Here is a 20,523-nt window from a genome sequence, read left to right on the forward strand (position 1 = left end):
GATTTTTGAGGCGGTTTTACGCTGTGATGACAACACTGGTAGTATGGTTCAAACGTCTCCTTGTTTTAGTATTCTTATTTGTTTTACTAATAATCCTGGTTAGTTTCACCTTGTCTAACGCATCAGAAATTGACCTGTCTTTGTTGGCTGGAAATGTTGTCCGGCTAAAAATTTCGTCTGTGGTTATTATTGCGTTTTTGATCGGTAGTACTACGGGATTAGTTGTATCCGCTCTCTCTGTTTCTCGCTTAAGACTAAAAATAGCGAGCTTGAAACGCAAACTTGAGCGCAGGGATGACGAATTACAAAATCTACGCAGCAGTGCCTTAAAAGGGCTGAAGGATGCCTGATCTTTCCTTGTTAGTGTTGATCGTGGTAGCTATTGTGATTGGTTACCTGCTTGGCCTATACAGTAAAAGGCGTGCTCACTCTGTGGAGGTCGCAAGCTTTAATAAAGATTATTTTGTTGGCTTGAATTATCTGCTGAATGAGCAGCCTGAAGAAGCCATTGATACGTTTATCAATGCGCTGGATGTCAATAGTGATACCGTCGATATTTACCTGGCCCTTGGAACGCTTTTTTGCAAAAGAGGGGAAGTGGAGCGCTCAATACGTATTCATCAGGACTTGTTGGCCAGGCCAAGTCTAACGACTTCACAGTCAATCAAGGTGCAGCTTGATCTGGCAAAGGACTATATGTATGCGGGGCTCCTTGATCGGGCAGAGGCCATCCTCGTTGATATTATTCAGCATAATCATGAGCATAAAGGAGAAGCACTGCAACAGCTGCTTAAAATCTATGAGCAGGAGCGTGAGTGGCTAAAAGCCATTGATATTGCAGAAAAATTACGGCGGAGCAGCAGTGAGTCCACTTATTATAAGCGATTGGCATTTTATTATTGTGAGCTTGCAGATCATCATCTGAATGAGAATGACAGGATTATGGCAAGGCGTTGTTTGCGTAATGCCATGGGGCGGGACAGGGACTGTGTCAGAGCCAGTCTGTTATTGGGGAAAATGGATTACCAGGAGGGACGTTACCGGGATGCTATCAAGTCATTGGAACGTATTTCGCGACAAAACAACGCTTATATCCCTTTAGGGCTTCCTTTACTTGAAAAGTGTTATGACCATCTTTCCGGTAAAGGGGGTTACGGGGGTTATCTGGCCCGTTGTTTAAACGAAAAGCGAGGTAGCACGGTGATTGTTGCTATGACACGCCTTTTGTTGAAGGAAAAAGGCGTGCAGCACGCAATTGATTTTCTTATCACCCAACTGTACAAGCACCCAACCCTGAAAGGCCTTAATATGCTGGTTGAACTGGAGTATGCCCGAGGTGGTGAGCAGAGTTCACCCTTGTTCCTGGAAGTCACCAAAAACATGTTAGCGTTAAAACCTGTTTATGCCTGTAGCGCCTGTGGCTTTTCAGGCAAAGAGATGCACTGGCAATGCCCTGGCTGTAAAAAGTGGGGGGTGACTATGCCAATCCAGGGGATAGAAGGAGAGTGAAGATAAAAACACAGGAAAAACATAAGAAAAACATAAGAAAAACATAAGAAAAACATAAGAAAAACACAAGAAAGTTGTACTGGAACTGATAATCAGGTATTAATATAAGTAGTTAATAATAAAGATAAAAAGGTTTTTTATGCAGTTCATTGTCTGAATTTTTACGTTTTCATCCAGAGAATTATGGGTGAATGGAAATTATATATGTAGCTTTTGAAAAATAGATGCTTTTTATGAGAAGCGCCTTAATAGTAGTGCTGTACCTGCTATTAAATCGAGCCTTTGGGATAGTGCTCAGGTTTTGTACAGCCATTTTCCTCGGGCGGTAGCGTAGTTAATTCATTTCTATGGTATCAAGGTCGTCTGATAAACAATATAAACACTCGGTCAGCGAGATATTTTCATTTTTTTAGAAAAAATTTTATATATAAGAGCTTGTGTCATTGACTGTGAAAGTTGAGAAAAATGTTTAAAACACTTTTATTGTCATCACTTGTATTGAATACAGGACTATTGCTAGGTCGATTATCTGGCTTTGTTCGGGAAGGGGTTGTTGCGTCGACTTACGGTGTTGGAAGTGATGCTGATGTTGTTATTTTAATGCTAACTATTCCAGATTTTTTAGTAAATATACTTATGGGTGGGGCATTAGGCGTTACTCTAATACCAGAATTTATTAAGGCACCAGAAACTGCACGACGTCTTTTGTATCAGGCTTTATTTTTTTTTGGTGTTATATTTTTTATAATCACACTATGTTTGAATTTAAATATGGGAGTGTTGGTTTCAACTCTTGCCCCTGGTTTAAGTGATATACAGCACTGTAAAACAACAGAGAGTATCCGTTGGGTTATTTGGATGGTGCCACTGTCTGTAGTTACTGGTGTAATAACAGCATTTCTACAAGCAAAATATCAATATGCTGTGCCTGCAATGGGAACACTTATTGTAAATTCATCTATTATTGTTGGTTTGGTTATTGCCCACTTTATCAATGGTAATTTATTTGTATTATCTACTTTTATTTTATTAGGAGGAGTATTAAGACTTGTATCTCAACTAGCAAGGATTGGTAGTATCAACCTATATCCTATAAAAATCACTCAGCCATTTATTATCAGTAAGGCATTGTTTTTTCGATATGTTCAGGCTGTAGCCTCTGGTTGTACATTACTATTATTCCCGGTAGTTGGCAGATCCCAGGCTTCCTACATGGAGGAAGGTAGTGTTGCTGTACTGAATTATGTGAGTAAATTGATTGAATTTCCTTTGGCATTAACAGTCACATTTTTATCTGTAATCCTACTCCCGAAGCTGTCGCAGAGTTACTTTGAAAATAAAATTGTACACATGAAAGTGGTTAAATATGGAATGCAGATAACATTGGTATTATCAGTTTTATCTGCCAGTGCACTTAGTGCAATAAGCGAAGTATATAGCTCATCGGTTTTTGGTTATGGAAAAATAACGACTGAAGATATAAGTAGTATCGCTGATCTCGTTTCGTTGGGTATGGTTTTACTCCCATTAATGGGGATGGCTACGTATCTGACAGCCGTGTTTAATTCCAGAAAAAATACACTCGCACCTTTCATTGTAAATTTTTCAGGATTAATAGGATTTGTCTTGATTTACGAATCTAAAGTTTATGGTGCTGACCTTTCGGCAATCATTCTTTCAATGGCCTGGGGTTATGCAATGATTAGTATAATTTTTATGGTTTTGTTATTTGCTTCGTGTTTTAGCCAGCTGTCAGAATTTTTTGATGTGAAAATTTTAATCAGTACATTAATAAGTTCATTTTTTATTTATGAAGGAGGATCATGGCTTCAAGGGTATGGAATAACAAATTGGCTGGTGATTAGTATAGTTGCATTGCAGTCAATCTTATTTTTATCGGTCATTGCCTGTCTTGATAATGAAATAAGGGAAAAAATAAAGCTAAAGATACGGACTATATGATTAAACTAATGTTTATTACTAATAATCCTGATTTGGCAGAATATGCTGAATGTTGTGGGGTCGCACGAATATTTATAGATTTGGAGGTCATGGGAAAAAGTGAACGACAAGGACACTTGGATACATTGATTAGCCAGCATTCACTGGCTGATATATCAATGGTGAAGTCAAAATTAAAAAAATCACAGCTACTGGTTCGTGTTAACCCACTCCATAGCGGCACCAGGCAAGAAGTAGAGACAGCGATTGCTGGTGGCGCAGACCTGCTAATGCTTCCTATGTTCAGAACTGTAAGGGATGTACAAATATTTTCAGATTATGTTGATGGAAGAGTCGGTATTATACCCTTGATTGAAACATTTGATGCAGCCCAATCATTACAAAGTTTATTGAAAGTTAAAGGTATTTCAGAAATTTTTATCGGATTGAATGATCTTCATTTGGATATGAAACTTGACTTTATATTTGAAACTTTGGCAAATGGCTTTATTGAAGGATTAGTGAATACAATAAAAAAGGCAGGTTTTAACTTTGGTTTTGGTGGCATAGCGCGCGTAGGTGAAGGTGTTATTCCTGGAGAGTGTGTACTGGCTGAGCATGTTAGGCTTAGCTCATCATCAGTGATCTTATCAAGGACGTTTCATCGCCAAAGTACCAGTGTGAAAGCGCTGAAGTCAACGGGAGGCTTAAAACAAGAAATTGAAAAACTAAGGTATGAAGAGGAAAGATTGAAGAAAAGGGATAAGAAAAAAATAGAAGATGATAAGCTTAGATTAAAAAATATTGTGAGAGAATGTGTTGAAAGGAGAAAGCGTGAAAAATCTATTTGATTTTTTTTTGCGTTAATACTAGTAATTTTATTTTTTCCACTATTTATTATAGTGGCGATGATAATAAAGATTGACTCTAGGGGGAGTATTATATTTAAACAAACGCGTGTAGGACTGAACGGGAAACACTTTTCTATCTATAAATTTCGGAGTATGAATGCAGATGCATCAAATACAGGGCCTTATTTTACGGGCGCTAACGACAAGCGTATTACAAAATTCGGTGGTTTTATAAGAAAAACGAGTATTGATGAATTACCTCAACTGTTTAATGTACTATTGGGAAATATGAGTTTCGTTGGCCCAAGGCCAAATGTCCCTGCCCAAGAAAAAGAATATGATAGACAACAGTGGATAAAGCGCCACTCAGTTAAGCCCGGTATAACAGGGCTTGCTCAGGCAACGCTTCGCTCTGAGGCAACGCCAAAGCAAAGAACGGCTCTGGACCTTGAGTATGTTGATAGGGATTCAATGACTATGGATTTTCACATTCTCTTTATGACAGTAAAACAAATAGTATCAAAGGGTGGAAATTAGTTGTGTGTGGCATTTTTGGCTACTTTGATCAGAATAATAAAAGAATTCCAGAAGATACCCTGGGAAAAATGGGGCAAGCCATCAAGCACCGCGGGCCCGATGGTCATGGATACTACCATGATGATTATCAGGCTGTAGCACTGGGAAATCAAAGACTGGCAATACTTGATATTGAGCATGGTCAACAGCCGTTTATCTCTGAGGATAACAATATTATTGTTGTTCAAAATGGGGAGATTTTTAATCATATCGAGTTAGCACAAGCGTTAGCTTCTGATGGTTATATTTGTCATACACATTGTGATACTGAAGTTATTCTCAGGCTTTACGAACGTGATGGAATAGAAGGTATCTCCAAGCTCAATGGTATGTTTGCCATTGCTATTTATGACAGAAAGCTGAGTGCTCTGTATTTGATTAGAGATCGTGTAGGAGAAAAGCCACTGTTTTTTTCTAAAAAAAATGGACGAATAGTATTTTCATCTGAGATAAAATCTATATTAGCAGTTATTGACAAGACAGAAATTAACTATCAGGCATTAAATAATTTTTTTGCATTTAATTATGTTCCACCACCATTAACTCTATTTGAAGGTGTCGAACATGTTATGCCGGGTCACTGGTTAAAAATTACAGAAAAAGCTATGAAGAGCTTTTGTTGGTGGGATATTTCGAAAGTTAAGGTTGTTCATAAAGCGGAATCACAGTGGATTGATGACTTTACTACTATTTTATCCGATGCCGTAAAAATAAGATTAAGGGCAGATGTTCCATTGGGTGCTTTTCTATCTGGGGGTGTCGATTCCAGCACAATAGTTGGATTGATGAGTCAACATCTTAAGCAACCGATCAATACCTTTTCCGTTGGATTTAACGACCCAGACTACGATGAGTCACCTTTCGCCGAGGCTGCTGCGAAACGGTTTTCCACACAGCATGTATTAAAAAAAGTAGAAGCAAATCTAATCGACCTATGGCCTATGGCTACCTATCATTGTGATCAGCCACACGGTGATGTCTCATTTTTACCTACTTATAAAGTGGCTCAGCTTGCTTCAGAACAGGTAAAAATGGTGTTAACGGGTGATGGTGCTGATGAGCTGTTTGCAGGCTATGATAAGTATAAAACCTTTTTTAGTGGAGATATTGAATCGTTAAATGATAGTCAGTTTCAGGCAAGGTATACGAACAACATTCTATTATTTGATACAGAAGCAAGGACTAAGCTATTTTCTGAAGGAAGTCTTGATAAAATAGATACATTACATGCTGAAGATATTCTTAAGCCGTTGTATGAAAAAGCAGCTAATATGGATCGTATTAATCAGGCATTGTATATTGACACTATTTTTCTTCTCCCAGGAAATAATCTGGTAAAACCCGATCGTATGGGGATGGCTGTATCTATTGAAAACAGAGCGCCGTTTCTTGATTATCGAATGATCGAGCTGGCTTTTTCAATGCCAGGTGAATTAAAAATAAAAAATAATGAAACAAAATACCTCTACAAAAAAGCCGTTGCTCCATTGATTGGTAAAGACCTGGCTTATCGAAAGAAGCAAATGTTTACAGTGCCTGTGGGTGAATGGTTTAAATCTGAGCTTTCAGATCTTTGTTATGACCTATTGTTGTCAGAAAGAACTGTAGAGCGAAAACTATTCAACTATGACTATGTGCGCTATATGTATAATTGTCATTGTCAAAATCTGGGTAATTTTACCAGACAAATCCGTTCATTATTAGCCTTTGAAATATGGATGCGCATCTTTATTGATTAAGTGTTCTAAGTTAAAAAATATGATTAATAACCCCAATAAATATAAAATAAATTTGTTGTTTATAATAAAATTAGCATTATTTTTTGTTTATTTTTTTCTTTGTGCAAGCCAGTTATTAAGTTTTGAATTATGGCCACAAGTTACCAGAATCTGGGAAATAGAAAATGGAATTGCCCACGGGGGTAAGCCTTACCAACGAGAGTTGTTGAGTGCTATTACAACTGACGGTGGTTATAAATATGCACACATGCTAAGATACTTTCTGGTGGTGCCGATATTTACTGCGTCAAGCCTTTTAGGTATTGAATATAATTATTTGTTCTCGCTACTTTTTCCTTTTTTTATACTTTATTCATCATTGATTGTGAGCCAATCAGTTTTATATCTTTTGCAAGATTCTCTTTTTAAAAAAAATGATCTTATTTTTAGTTTGTTTTTTTTGGTTTTATGTTTTGTTAGTTTTTTTATGAATGGGCGAATGGTGTTTGCCATTATGGCTTCATCTATTTTGATATTTATTACTCTGTCCTGGGAAAAGATTAGTCTACCTACAATGGCTTTCAACGCTTTTTTAGGATTTTTTCTATCCAGTGTAAGTTCAGGTGTTTTTTTGGTGTATTTTTCTTCGTTACTCGGCATTTTCTTCTATAAAGTATTACTGAATAAGTCAACAATAAAAAGGCACGTTTTTTCTTTTAGCGTCTTAATGACAATGATTTTTTCCCCCTTTTTATTGGATTCTTTGCTGAAGAATATTGACTACTTTGGTGGTGGGCTTCACGGGATTATTGGTATGCTAAATCATGGTCTTGGCTCTCTATTTTTTAATGATAGTTATTTTTATAGAGTATCCTTTTTGATTATTGTAGTTGCAGTCAATTGTATAGGTTTATATCTCTATTTGACTGTTAAAGAATTGCGACCACTTGTTATTGTAACATTTATCGCTTTTTTAGGCAGCATGTTTGGCTATTCAGTATTGACTATGGCCATATTGCCAATAATGGTGTTTTTCTACTTTTTTATAAACAACTATTCAGTTAACTACTTGAAATAATTGTTTAAATGATATTATGAAGAAAATATTGTTTGTTTCCTATGGCGGGGGGCATGTTAACGCACTTCTTCCAATTTATGAAAGATTAGTTTTCAGTAATATCTATGAATGTAATTATCTTGCTTTAACAACAGCTTATCAAAAAGTTAAAAATGTTAATAAATGCTGTTTTGGGTTTAAAGATTTAATTGGAGATGGCGATCTTTATGCCCTTAAGAAAGGTAAAGAACTGGTGGTTAATGATACTCAAAACCCATTAGTTTCATATAATGAGAGTGTTGCTTATATTGGGCTTTCTTATATGGATTTGGTGAAGAGTTTCGGTGAAACGGCAGCCAGTAAAAAATACAAAAAATATGGAAGGCAGGCTTTTTATCCTATTCATACACTAAAAAAATACCTTTCAAAAAATAAGCCTGATCTTGTTGTTGCCACAAACTCGCCAAGAGCAGAGCGAGCAGTAATCGATGCTGCTTTTCAGCTGGGTATTCCTTCTATTTGTCTGGTTGATTTATTTGCCTTACAGGAAATAGCATGGATTGGTAAGCCGGGTTTTGCTAATAAAGTTTGTGTCATTTCCGATGCTGTTAGAGATAAGATGATGGCAGCAGGAAGAATGGCAGACGAGGTAGTAGTAACGGGGAATCCTGCATTTGACTATTTGTCACGATATAACGATATAACGAGTGTAAGAAAGTTTAAAAAAAAGAAACAGTGGTCAAATCATGAGCGTATTGTACTTTGGGCGTCAGCTATTGAGCCAGAAAAGCATCCATTCTCGGATAGGGTTGGTGATATATTATTACCCATTAAAATTGAAGAAGAGCTTGTTAAACTGGTAAGAAAAAATATAAATATCAGGTTGGTAATAAGACCACACCCTAATGAGTCAAGAGAGTTTTCACAATTACCAAATGGTGTTGAAATTAGCCGACAAGAAGATGATATTAATGAGCTTTTACCCGCTGTGGATTGTGTAGTAGTTACTGCTTCTACAGTAGGGCTTCAGGCTGCTTTAATCTCTAAGCCACTAATAAATATTAAGTTGTCACTTTTTTCAAAAGATGCACCATACGATGAAATGGGGTTTTCAATGGGGGTGGAATGTTTGTCAGAATTAAACGATCGAGTCATCGAGTGTTTAAATGCCAATACAAAAAACAACGCATTACCAAAAGTGGGTGAAGCTGGTGCCAATGTAATAAAAGTAATTGATGAAATGTTATATTAACTAATAAGTTATATAGCAAGCTTTTTAGATGTTGGTAAGATTTATTTTTATTGATTATCAAATTAAATCAAGGGTTTGTATGCCTTTAAGAGTAATAGCAAAGTTGGACATAAAGCCACCTTATGTCGTTAAGCCAGTTCATTTTGAGGGATTAAGGAAAATGGGTACACCTGCAGAACTGGCAAAAAAATATTATTCGCAAGGGGCAGATGAAATAATATACATTGATATTGTCGCATCACTATATAAAAGAGAAATAGTATACCCTTTCATCGAAAAAACAGCAGAAGAATTATTTATTCCCCTTGGCGTAGGGGGTGGGGTTAGGTGTTTGGACGATTTTTCAACCCTTTTCCACCATGGTGCAGATAAAGTGTTGATAAATACATATGCACTGCAAGAAAATCCTGGCCTTATCTCTGAAGCTGCTCAAGTGTTTGGTTCTCAGTCTGTCGTAGTCAATATTGAAGCCAAGCGTAATAAAGGCAGTTGGGAGTGTTATTCAGACTGCGGAAGAATTCGCTCAAAGCGATCAGTCATAGACTGGGTGCTTGAAGTCCAGGAAAGAGGTGCAGGTGAAATCATCATTCAGTCAGTTGACAGTGATGGAAGAAAAAGAGGCTTTGATATTGACCTATGCTATGAAGTTGTAGGTAATTCCAACATCCCGGTTGTGGTTGCCAGTGGTGCCGGAAGCCACAAAGATGTCCTGGAGGTTGTGTCCAGGTGTCGACCCTCCGGTGTTGCGGTATCTTCACTACTGCATTATGAAAAAACAACGATTACGGCGCTTAAAAGCTATCTGAAGGAGCAAGGCGTTGAGGTAACCGAATGAGTGCTTTGATAGGTATTGTGGATTACGGTAACAGTGGTAACATCAAGAGTATAAAAAAAGCGATAGAATACGCTGGCGCTAAAACAGTTCTGATAGAAAATCCAGATAAATTAAGTGTAGCTGATAAGATAGTCCTGCCAGGTGTTGGAAGTTTCAACAACGCAATGTCAACGTTAAGAGAGAGTTATTTAATAGACCACTTGGCTGAAGCGGTTGAAAAAAAACCAACATTAGGTATTTGTTTGGGTATGCAAATACTGTCTAAAGTAGGTTTTGAATTTGGTAAAACTAAAGGGATAGGTTTTTTTGATGCTGAAGTAAAGCCTATTCAGTGCTCCGGATTTGTTCCCCATATGGGGTTTAATAAGATTGAAGTTCAAAGGGATAATCTGCTTTTGAAGGGGTTGAATGGCAATAGCTTTTATTTCATGCATTCCTTTGAGGTGGTAAATTATAAGAATGTATTGGCTTTATCTGAGTATTGTGAGCATGAGTTTGTATCTGCAATGGGAAAAGATGAAGTATATGGTGTCCAGTTTCATCCAGAAAAAAGTAAAGAGCCAGGGATTAAACTATTTGAAAATTTTATCCATTTAAAATAGGAATAATAATGAATACTGGGAAATATGGTTTGCCACTAGAGGTGTTGTTTTGTAAACGCTGTACTATGAATAATCAGCGGCCAGCCTCCACTGTAGAGTTTAAACAAACGGCTGCTGAAAAGAAGGTGACACTGGCTTTTGATGAAGAGGGTGTTTGTGACGCCTGCCGGTATACGCAGAAGAAAAAAAGTATAGACTGGGAAGCCAGGCATTTAGCATTAACTGAGCTATGTAACAGGTATCGCCGAACAGATGGAAGGTATGATGTAATAATACCTGGTAGTGGTGGAAAAGATAGTGTGCAGGCAGCACATATGTTGAAGTATAAATATAACATGAACCCAATCTTGATAACCTGGCCACCTGCACTTTATACCAGTATTGGTAAGAAAAACTTCGAAGCCTGGTTAGATATGGGGTTTGCAAACTATACCTATAATCAAAACAGAAAATTACATCGATTTCTTACGAAAGCCGCTTTTAAAAATCTGGGTCATCCTTTTCAACCTTTTATTTTAGGTCAAAAAAACCTGGCTCCCAGACTGTCGGTACTGTTAGATATTCCCCTTGTTATTTTTGGTGAGAATGAGGCTGAGTATGGAAATGCCATAGAAGATAATGATAAGCCAGTAAGGGATAGCAAATATTTTTCTTCCAATCAGTCTATAGGTGACCTGGTTTTAGGCGGGGTTCCTGCATCGGAGCTAATGGATAAATATGGTTTTAAATTATCAGACCTCGAAGCCTATTTTCCAGTGAATCCCATGTTGTTAGAGAAGGTAGGTACTAAAGTTCATTATTTAGGGTACTATGTCAAGTGGCACCCGCAAGAAACGTATTATTACTCAGTAGAAAATAGTGATTTTTTACCTAACTACGCCAGAACTGAAGGGAGCTTTAGCAAGTACAGTTCATTGGACGATAAAATTGACTGGTTGCACTACCATACGACGATGATAAAGTTTGGTATTGGCAGAGCAACCTACGATAGTGCTCAGGAGATCAGAAATGGTGATATTACCCGTGAGGAAGGTGTTTCGCTGATAAAACGGTTTGACGGAGAATTTCCAGACAAGTATATCAATGATTGTTGTGAATATATGACTATCAGTCTGGAAGAATACCATGAGACTATTGAAAAATTCAGGTCACCTCATTTATGGGTTAAAGAATATGGAAATTGGAAGTTAAGAAAACCAATTTGGAAAGAAAATGATTGTTTGTGATAGCATTTTTTATACTGAAACTGTTTATGATAAATGATAAGCGTGTTTTGTCTGTGATTCCTGCCAGGGCAGGCAGTAAAAGATTGCCAAATAAAAATATGCGACATTTTCATGGTGTGCCTTTGGTTCAAAAAACGATTTCTGCGGCCACTGAAAGTGAGTTTATTGATGCTGTGGTTGTCTCCAGTGACTCAAAGGAAATTGTTGATTTCTCGATTGATTTGGGGGTGTTAATACATAAGCGCCATCATTCTTTAGCTAAAGATACATCCACATCCATCGATGTTGCTTTAAATGTTTTATCACACTTCTCTGGTTTTGACATTATTGTTTGGCTCCAACCTACCAGTCCTTTAAGGACGGTTGAAGATGTTGATGAAGCACTGAGCTTATTTGAGACAACAAAAGCAGATACGCTTGTCTCTGTCTGTGAATCTGCTCACTCACCTTTGTGGATGAGTACACTATCAGATAATGGCATATTAAACAATTTTAAAAGTCTGGAGGCAACTAGAATAAGGTCTCAGGAATTAAAAAAATATTATTTAATTAATGGGGCAATATATATTTCAACTATCATATCATTAAAAGAAAATAAAGCATTTACTACGAATAATTCTTACGCTTATATCATGCCACCTGAGAGATCAATTGATATTGATACTGCATTGGATTTTAAACTCGCAGAGCTTATATATCTTGAACAAAAAGATGATATTTGAATATCAGGATGATAAAAAAACTGTTTAACGAAAGCTTAAGGCATAATTTAACTTTCTGTGGTGTATATTATTGTGAATAAAAAAAATAATAAAGATGCCTGCTTTATCATCGCCGAAGCCGGTGTAAATCATAATGGGTCACTTGACTTGGCGTTAAAACTCATTGATGAAGCGGCAAAGGCAGGTGCTGATGCTGTTAAATTTCAGTCATTCAAAGCAGAACAATTAGTATCGAAATTTGCGAAAACTGCCGAGTATCAGCGACGAAATACTGGCCTTGGTGACCAGTTCTTCATGCTAAAAAAGCTTGAAATGTCTGATCAGTTTCATCAACAGCTTTTCCGGCATTGCAAAGCGCAAAATATCGAATTTATGTCTACACCATTCGATAGCAAAATAGCCCAATATTTAGTGAATTGCGGGATGGACAAACTAAAGATTCCTTCGGGAGAGCTAACAAATCTTCCCCTGATTCAGTCGTTGTGCGCATTGAATAAGCCCATCATTCTCTCTACAGGTATGGCTTCTATGGATGAGGTTTGTGAGGCAGTAGCAACGATTAAGGCTGAGCGGTCAAAACTAAGCCTTAAAGGAGAAATCAGCAAATTTTTGACAATACTTCATTGCACATCAAATTACCCTGCCCAAAATGAAGAGGTTAACCTCAAGGCTATGAACACTATGGCAAGGCTGCTTGATCTCCCAGTCGGTTATTCTGACCATACGGACGGTTTATTGGTCAGTGTTGCTGCAGTGGCAATGGGTGCAAAGGTGATAGAAAAGCACTTTACCTTGGATCGGAGGATGGACGGACCTGATCACAAGGCATCACTGGAACCTGATCAATTAGCAGAAATGATCAGGCAAATAAGGGAAGTTGAACTCTGTCTGGGCGATGGAGAAAAAAAACCACAACCTAATGAAATACCAGTCCGTCGTCTTGTTCGCAGAAGTGTGACTCTGACAAGGCCAGTAATAAAAGGTCATGTTCTTACCGAGGATGACCTGGTTCTACTTCGGCCAGGCACTGGTATTGCTCCGGCTGATATGGATAAAGTAGTCGGTCGAGTAGTATCACGCACGATAGGGAAACCAGTTACATTATGCTGGGAGGATTTGGTGTAGTGGTCAGGCATATTTGTTATGTAACAGGTACCAGGGCAGATTTTGGCTTAATGGAATCGACCCTTTTGCGGATAGAGAGAAAAGCAAATCTTGAAATTTCTCTGGCTGTCACAGGAACGCATTTTTCACAAGCCTATGGCACTACTATTGATGAGGTAAAAAAATCAGGGTTATCTATATCCGGTGAGGTGGTTGTAGATGTATCTCAAACAACTGGTAGTATGATGGCAAAAAATATTGCCATCATACTTGATGGGTTAGTGACCCTATTTGAAAAAAACAAGCCAGATATTGTGTTGTTACTTGGTGATCGTGGAGAGATGTTGGCGGGCGCTCTTGCCGCTATCCATTTAAATATTCCAATTGTCCATATCCATGGTGGTGAACGTTCAGGTACAGTTGATGAGCCTGTTCGACATGCCATTTCAAAGTTAGCTCATTACCACCTGGTGGCAACAGAGCAATCACGGAATCGCCTGATCCGAATGGGGGAGTACCCTGAACATATTTATGTCACTGGGGCGCCGGGGTTGGATGCCATTGTAAACTTCAAGGTTGAAGAAAAAACAGCACTCTTACACCGTTATTCTCTCAGCCCTGATGAGCCATTTATTCTGATACTTTTTCATCCTGTTGTGCAACAGTTAGACAGACTTTCCTCACAAGTTAACAATTTATTATCCGTTGTACTTGAGCGTAAACTTCCAGCGCTAATACTGATGCCAAATTCGGACGCTGGAGGACAGTTAATAAAAGAAGAGATAAGGAAATTTGAAGACTGTAGGCAACTTAAAATAGCAGTACATATCCCCAGGAATGACTTTTTGTCTCTTCTGACTTATGCAGATGTTTTAGCAGGCAATTCCAGCAGTGGTATTATTGAGGCGGCTTCTCTTTCAACCCCTGTTTTAAATATTGGTACAAGGCAAAATTTCAGGGAGCGAAACGCTAATGTGGTTGATGCGGGTATTAGTCAGGCTGAAATTCGTAAGGGGTTTGACGATGCAATAGCATTACGGGGGCAGCAGTGGGAGAATGTTTATGGTCAGGGTACCGCAGCAGATCATATTGTTCAGTTTCTTACTGATCTGACTATTGATGAAGCTATTTTAGAGAAAGTAAATGCCTACTGATGTATTAATTATTGGAGCGGGTGGGCATTCGAAAGTGGTAGTTGAAGCTTGTCTGTTATCACAAGCCTATAGCAAACTATTAATTGCTGATGAGTCATTAGATAAGGTGGGCACCTTACTATTGGGAAAATATCCAATACATTTACTAAACACTGTTGATAAAATACCTCAATATTGTCATATTGCCATTGGCAACAACTGTATAAGACAAACATTATTTGATCGTATTAATAGACATAACACAAATTTTGCATCTATCATTCACCCCAAAGCTGTTATTTCCATAAGTGCAACTGTGAGTTCGGGTTGTTTTATTGCTGCAGGTGTCATTGTTTCATCGGCGACAATCATTAGTGATTGCTGTATTATAAATCATGGAGCTGTCGTTGATCATGACTGTTTTGTTGGTTGTTTTTCACATATTGCGCCAAATGCAACGCTTTGTGGAGGGGTCAAAATTGGTAGGTGTGTATTAATAGGCGCAGGTTCTGTAGTTCTTCCGAATATCTCTATTCAGGATAATGCTGTGATTGGTGCTGGCGCTGTCGTTACTTCTAATGTATCGGAAGGTGAAACGGTTATGGGTATTCCAGGCACAGCGATAAAAAATATAAGAACGTGATGTGATTTCGCTTTATTTGAAATATACAGTAATCAGGTTTCTTGTGTAAACTATGAACAGTGGGGTTGTGATGGATTTTTTTATTGTCTTATTTGAAAGATTTATAGATAAGTTTATAGGGCTTTATAGCAATAGCTGGCAAGAAATTTTATTTTTCATGGCTATTTTAATGTTGGTTTTTACACTTTTGATGTTAGTCGAAGTCGTGAAATCTGGCTATGAAGGCTCGACGCTAAGACGCTTATTACGCTTGGAGAGGAATATTGTTAATGACTTGATATCTTTTCTTATAACACATAGTTCATTGATGGTTTTTTTAGCTGCAATTATGAGCCTTGGAAGCACTCATATAATAGCTAAAGGTATTCGTGATCTTCTTAGTTTTGACTTGTCCTTGTATTTGCCAGGCTTTTTACATTTTATTGTCTTTTTTGTGGTTTTAGATTTTTTTAATTATTGGGTGCATCGTTTTATGCACGAGGTGCCTTATTTATGGCATATTCACAAATACCATCACTCGGCGGTCGAAATGAATTTTGTCACAGTTTCGAGGGATCACCCTGTTGAGCGAGCCATTGGTGTGCTGGCAACAGCTTTAGCTATTGGATTAACTGGCGTACCCTCAGAGAATTATGTCTTGTTCAGCTTGCTATTTAGCACGTATGGTTTTTTAAAACATGGTAGCTTTAATTTAAGCTGGGGGTGGTTTGGTAAGTATGTTTTCCAGTCTCCCAAAGATCATTGGATACATCATTCTAATTTAAAAGAGCATTGTGATAAGAATTATGCAAATAACTTTGCAGTGTGGGATCATGTGTTTGGAACCTATTATCAAGGTGATGTGATCAACAAGAAAATCGGTTTGCCGAGTGAGGACTTTTCCAAGCATAATATATTTCAGTTAATATGGTGTTTTTATTGGGATTTTATTATGAGTATTTATTTTTCAATAAGAAGAAAAGCGATGGTTGTTTTTAATAAGATAAAGGTCTAATTTCAGGTGATTAATTTTGAAAAGTTCAGGTTGTATTGATCAAATTTTAGTTTCAAGTCAATATACATTAAAAGAAGTTTTTCGTTTGCTGGATAAAACCGGAGATTCTGTTTTACTGCTGGTAGATAATAATGGGATCCTTCAACGCACGGTAACCGATGGAGATATTCGTAGATTGTTGCTTGCAGGGTTTGATTTAAATGATACGCTAACGCAGTTGCCTGAGAAGAACCCAATTACTGTTGAAGCTGGAATCAGTGATTCAGATGCTCTGACGGTAATGAATAAATATGAAGTAAGCCAGCTTCCTGCCATTGATGGCAATGGACGGCCAGTAGCGTTGTATTTAAGAAGCGACATTCAGCCCCGTATTCTTCTTTCTATTCCCCATATGGGGGAATTGGAGAAAAAATACGTGGAAGATGCCTTCCAATCAAACTGGATAGCGCCACAAGGCCCAAATGTTGATGGTTTTGAGCAAGAGATCGCAGAGTATGTAAAAACCGGGCATGCCGCTGCTGTCAGTTCTGGTACCGCCGCCATTCACCTGGCTTTACGCTTGCTAAATGTCGGTGTTGGCGATACCGTGTTTTGCTCAAGTTTTACCTTCGTAGCCAGTGCCAGCCCTATCTTATATCAGGGAGCACAGCCTGTATTTATAGACTCTGAGCCTGATACCTGGAATATGTCACCTCAAGCCCTTGAGCGGGCATTCCAGGCAAGCATTGCAACAGGGCAAAAACCGAAAGCGGTGATTGTTGTTCATCTTTATGGGCAAAGTGCAAAAATCTCGGAGATCATGACCATTTGTGACTGTTACAACGTTCCTGTTATAGAGGATGCGGCAGAATCTCTGGGAGGACTTTACAAGGGGCGACACACCGGAACCTTTGGTAAGTTTGGGATATTTTCATTTAATGGTAATAAGATAATTACTACATCTGGTGGTGGCATGCTGATTTCTGAGGATAGGGCATCGATTGAGAGGGCGAGATATCTTGCTACTCAGGCCAGAATGTCTGAGCCCCACTATGAGCATACTGAATTAGGCTATAACTACCGAATGAGTAATGTGTTAGCAGGCATAGGTCGCGGGCAGCTTGCGGTTTTGGATGAGCGGGTTTCTGCTCGAAGAAAAATATTCGCACATTATAAACAATCGTTGTCGGATATTGATTGTTTGGAGTGGATGCCTGAGCCAGCAGGTGATTATTCTAACAGATGGCTGACGGCTGTCCGTTTAAATCATGAAAAAACAGATATTAGACCTTCAGATATTATTGCTAAATTAAGTTATTTCAATATTGAGGCCAGGCATTTATGGAAACCTATGCATCTTCAACCATTATTTTCAGGCGCACCGTACTTTTATCATTCTGACGTCGATTTTTGTAAATGTTTATTTGAAACAGGGTTTTGTCTTCCATCAGGGTCGAGTATGAGAGAAGATGAGATTGGTTTTGTTGTGAGAAAAATAAAAGATATCATTGGTAGTTGGTAATTTTCAAAGTTCATACGTCCAAACATTTGTGGTTTTTGAATAAATAAAAAACTAGATTGATGATCGAAAAAAAGTTGTCATATCGAACAGAAATAGATGGCTTGAATCCAGCGGCGTATTGTAGAGGATTTCATGGGGTCATGTTTTTTGGAGAAGCGGATAGTTGTCGAAAATTCAAAGGGTTATTTTATCAAATAGCACAGGGTTAAAACTCCCACCAGAGCGTTAGCTTGGTGGTGGAAACAACCGCAGGCATTGCGAAGCTTTGCCTCAAAGTTTGTGTTGCTTAAGTCACGGTCAGAGCATGAAAGGTGACAGCTTTTTGCAAATAAAGCCTGGTCGATTCAGGCTAAACTGAATGATAATGGGTTAGTTATTATCGACCCGACAGATAATTTTTGTGGTGATGTGTTTTGCCCTATCCTTGGTGATAGTGCCTCTTTTTATACCGATAAAGATCACGCCTCCGAGTACGGTTTTGGTAGATTAGAAAGTAAGTTTCAAAAGAAAATGATGTGAGTGTTACAGGTGATTTTGGGCTGTCTTTGTTCTCATTGATAGTTGTAAGCGTACGTATAAAAAAATCAGGATGAAGAGGGTGTTATGGAAGATTTTGTCTTTAAATTATCGCGTTTTTATAAAGTTTTTATTTCTGTTGTTGCAGATTTTTTTATTTTGTGGATGTGCCTTTATTTATCCTTTTATATTCGTTTGTTGCCGAGTGAACCTCTGATAATACTCGAGGAGTATTTTTGGTTATTTGTTCTTTCTCCTTTTGTTTCTTTTCCTGTATTTATGATGTTTGGGTTTTATCATATCGTTGTCAGATATATTGATCTTCACGCTATATTAGAGCTGGGCAAGGGATGTCTTGTTGCATGTTGCTTACTCTTTTCCGTTAACTTTTTTATTGGTCACGCAGAAGCTGTTCCACGATCAGTTCCATTAATTTACTTACTATTAACCATGTTTGTTATTGTTGGTATTCGTTTTGTTATAAGAGGTATTTTATCTGGTCACTCTTTATACTCACTATTTCGTTTGTTGTTTAGCCACAGATCGAAAGCGCAGTCTGTAGGAGGGCGTCGTGTTGTTATTGTTGGAGCAGGGCAAGCAGGGCAGCAGCTATTCAACGCACTCAAAGGGCGAAAAGACTATTATCCTGTGGCCTTTATCGATCAGAATGAACAGCTACAAAATCGGATGATTGCCGGTTTGCGTGTATGTAATATGGAGAACTTACCAAGACTACTGGTATATCAATCCATACAGGAAATATTGCTGGCTATTCCCTCAGCGTCCCGGCAGCGAAAGAAAATTGTTATTCAACATCTCGAGCAGTATGGCCTGCCGATCAGGACGGTGCCGGCGCTTGCTGATATAGCCAGTGGTCGGTTAAAAGTGCAGGAAGTGCAGGATATTGACCTCGGTGATTTGTTAAACCGTGAGCAAGTCCCGCCAGCGCCCAAATTGCTAAAAAAATCCATCAACAACAAAGTAGTACTGGTGACAGGAGCAGGGGGCTCCATTGGTTCCGAGCTGTGTCGTCAGATTGTGCAAAATGGCGTAAAATCGTTGATTTTATTTGAAGTGTCAGAGTATGCACTTTATCGCATAGACCAGGAGTTACGAAAGGCATTAACCGTGCAAAGATTGAGTGCCAGCGTTATTCCTGTCTTGGGATCAGTAAATGACCCTGATCGTCTGCTGGATATTATGAAAGAGTATCGTGTTCAAACGGTCTATCATGCAGCAGCTTATAAGCATGTACCGCTGGTTGAATACAATATTTCCCAAGGCATTCGAAATAATGTGATGGGTACTTTGTATACAGCACAGGCAGCTATTATTGCCGGTGTTGAGCGTTTTGTGCTGATTTCTACTGATAAGGCAGTGAGGCCAACGAATGTTATGGGAGCCTCAAAGCGGTTGGCGGAAATGGTACTGCAAGCGCTGAATACTGAAAAGTTTATTACCCCTTACGGTCGTAGTTTACTGAAAGATATGCCCAATAAGCAGCCTGTTATAAATAATACCCGTTTTACTATGGTGCGATTTGGTAATGTACTTGGCTCCAGTGGTTCTGTCATTCCAAAGTTTAGAGAACAAATCAAAGCCGGTGGGCCGGTTACCGTCACTCATCCTGAAATAACACGGTATTTCATGACCATACCAGAAGCAGCTCAGCTAGTGATTCAGGCTGGTAGCTTAGGTAGTGGCGGGGAAGTCTTTGTGCTGGAAATGGGGGAACCCGTTAAAGTAGTGGATTTAGCACAGAGGATGATAACATTGTCTGGGTTGACAAAAAGGGATGCTGAGCACCCTGATGGCGATATTGATATCCGATTTACCGGGTTACGACCCGGTGAAAAGTTGTATGAGGAGCTACTTATAGGGGGGGTTGTGCACAGTACTGAGCATTCCCGGATTTTTAAGGCAAACGAAGAGATGCTGGCCTGGAAAGATTTATCTAAGGTTCTCGATCAACTCCTCGATTCGCTCGAGCAACACAACTATAAGAAAACAAAAGATTTACTGCTTAATTATGTGAACGGCTATGATAGTTCAACTCATATTATTGATTGGCTATCACCTGTTACTGAAAAAGGGTCTAGGAGCCTGTCGGGCTTAAGCTTTCGAGCATGAAATTCAGTAGAGCGAGTCAGATTTTTCGATGGATTTGTGTGAATAGTTGACCTATTTAAGCAAATTCATCGGAAAATATGGCCGCTCTTTCTGGATTTCAGGCCGAAATTGCCTTAAGTCCGACAGGCTCCTAGGAGCCTGTCCGAGAATAGACTACCCTACTGCGGTTGCGATAAATTGGTCTAAAAATTCCTGCTTCTTCGTCAAATAGCC

18 protein-coding genes and 1 pseudogene are annotated in these 20,523 nt (G+C 38.6%); all 19 read left to right on the forward strand.

Going from position 1 to position 20,523, the window contains the following annotated elements:
* The first annotated feature begins 26 nt into the window (after positions 1–26).
* Entirely contained in the window at positions 27–350 is a 324-nt protein-coding gene (locus V4C51_RS07990) for a LapA family protein (protein WP_330925622.1), read from the forward strand.
* Entirely contained in the window at positions 343–1,509 is a 1,167-nt protein-coding gene (gene lapB / locus V4C51_RS07995; RefSeq protein ID WP_330925623.1) for a lipopolysaccharide assembly protein LapB, read from the forward strand. Before V4C51_RS07990 ends, lapB begins: the two co-directional genes overlap by 8 nt.
* 465 nt (positions 1,510–1,974) lie before the next feature.
* Positions 1,975–3,471 carry a murein biosynthesis integral membrane protein MurJ gene (murJ, locus tag V4C51_RS08000; RefSeq protein ID WP_330925624.1) on the forward strand — a complete coding sequence of 499 codons (1,497 nt, stop codon included), beginning with the start codon at positions 1,975–1,977 and terminating at the stop codon, positions 3,469–3,471.
* The gene (locus V4C51_RS08005; RefSeq protein ID WP_330925625.1) at positions 3,468–4,301 is read left to right on the forward strand and encodes an aldolase/citrate lyase family protein; all 834 of its coding nucleotides are present in this window, start codon (positions 3,468–3,470) and stop codon (positions 4,299–4,301) included. The genes murJ and V4C51_RS08005 overlap by 4 nt, the downstream gene beginning before the upstream one ends.
* A 15-nt stretch (positions 4,302–4,316) precedes the next feature.
* Entirely contained in the window at positions 4,317–4,838 is a 522-nt protein-coding gene (locus V4C51_RS08010) for a sugar transferase (RefSeq protein ID WP_330925640.1), read from the forward strand.
* Positions 4,839–4,840: 2 nt separating this feature from the next.
* Positions 4,841–6,616, forward strand: a complete 1,776-nt coding sequence (asnB, locus tag V4C51_RS08015; protein ID WP_330925626.1) for an asparagine synthase (glutamine-hydrolyzing) — start codon at positions 4,841–4,843, stop codon at positions 6,614–6,616.
* A gap of 19 nt (positions 6,617–6,635) precedes the next feature.
* Complete coding sequence (locus V4C51_RS08020) at positions 6,636–7,673, forward strand: hypothetical protein (protein ID WP_330925627.1); 1,038 nt, start codon at positions 6,636–6,638, stop codon at positions 7,671–7,673.
* A 16-nt stretch (positions 7,674–7,689) separates the two neighbouring features.
* Positions 7,690–8,904, forward strand: a complete 1,215-nt coding sequence (locus V4C51_RS08025) for a hypothetical protein (RefSeq protein WP_330925628.1) — start codon at positions 7,690–7,692, stop codon at positions 8,902–8,904.
* A gap of 79 nt (positions 8,905–8,983) precedes the next feature.
* Positions 8,984–9,739: an imidazole glycerol phosphate synthase subunit HisF gene (gene hisF, locus V4C51_RS08030; protein WP_330925629.1), complete on the forward strand. Its 756-nt coding sequence runs from the start codon at positions 8,984–8,986 to the stop codon at positions 9,737–9,739.
* A complete protein-coding gene (gene hisH / locus V4C51_RS08035; RefSeq protein WP_330925630.1) occupies positions 9,736–10,341 on the forward strand; it encodes an imidazole glycerol phosphate synthase subunit HisH in 606 nt (201 codons plus the stop codon). The genes hisF and hisH overlap by 4 nt, the downstream gene beginning before the upstream one ends.
* 8 nt (positions 10,342–10,349) lie before the next feature.
* The gene (locus tag V4C51_RS08040) at positions 10,350–11,567 is read left to right on the forward strand and encodes an N-acetyl sugar amidotransferase (RefSeq protein WP_330925631.1); all 1,218 of its coding nucleotides are present in this window, start codon (positions 10,350–10,352) and stop codon (positions 11,565–11,567) included.
* Positions 11,568–11,593: 26 nt separating this feature from the next.
* Positions 11,594–12,289: an acylneuraminate cytidylyltransferase family protein gene (locus V4C51_RS08045; protein WP_330925632.1), complete on the forward strand. Its 696-nt coding sequence runs from the start codon at positions 11,594–11,596 to the stop codon at positions 12,287–12,289.
* A 72-nt stretch (positions 12,290–12,361) separates the two neighbouring features.
* Positions 12,362–13,414, forward strand: a complete 1,053-nt coding sequence (gene neuB, locus V4C51_RS08050) for an N-acetylneuraminate synthase (protein WP_330925633.1) — start codon at positions 12,362–12,364, stop codon at positions 13,412–13,414.
* Entirely contained in the window at positions 13,393–14,547 is a 1,155-nt protein-coding gene (gene neuC / locus V4C51_RS08055) for a UDP-N-acetylglucosamine 2-epimerase (protein ID WP_330925634.1), read from the forward strand. The genes neuB and neuC overlap by 22 nt, the downstream gene beginning before the upstream one ends.
* Positions 14,537–15,169, forward strand: a complete 633-nt coding sequence (locus tag V4C51_RS08060) for an acetyltransferase (protein ID WP_330925635.1) — start codon at positions 14,537–14,539, stop codon at positions 15,167–15,169. The genes neuC and V4C51_RS08060 overlap by 11 nt, the downstream gene beginning before the upstream one ends.
* 52 nt (positions 15,170–15,221) lie before the next feature.
* Positions 15,222–16,163 carry a sterol desaturase family protein gene (locus tag V4C51_RS08065; protein ID WP_330925636.1) on the forward strand — a complete coding sequence of 314 codons (942 nt, stop codon included), beginning with the start codon at positions 15,222–15,224 and terminating at the stop codon, positions 16,161–16,163.
* A 16-nt stretch (positions 16,164–16,179) separates the two neighbouring features.
* Positions 16,180–17,664: an aminotransferase class I/II-fold pyridoxal phosphate-dependent enzyme gene (locus V4C51_RS08070; RefSeq protein ID WP_330925637.1), complete on the forward strand. Its 1,485-nt coding sequence runs from the start codon at positions 16,180–16,182 to the stop codon at positions 17,662–17,664.
* Between the two features lie 333 nt (positions 17,665–17,997).
* A pseudogene (locus V4C51_RS17935) lies at positions 17,998–18,183 on the forward strand (SGNH hydrolase domain-containing protein); the annotation flags it as partial.
* A gap of 84 nt (positions 18,184–18,267) precedes the next feature.
* Positions 18,268–20,310 carry a polysaccharide biosynthesis protein gene (locus tag V4C51_RS08075; protein WP_330925638.1) on the forward strand — a complete coding sequence of 681 codons (2,043 nt, stop codon included), beginning with the start codon at positions 18,268–18,270 and terminating at the stop codon, positions 20,308–20,310.
* Positions 20,311–20,523 lie beyond the last annotated feature (213 nt).

The sequence above is a fragment of the Candidatus Sororendozoicomonas aggregata genome (assembly GCF_031528575.1).
GTDB lineage: Bacteria > Pseudomonadota > Gammaproteobacteria > Pseudomonadales > Endozoicomonadaceae > Endonucleibacter > Endonucleibacter aggregata.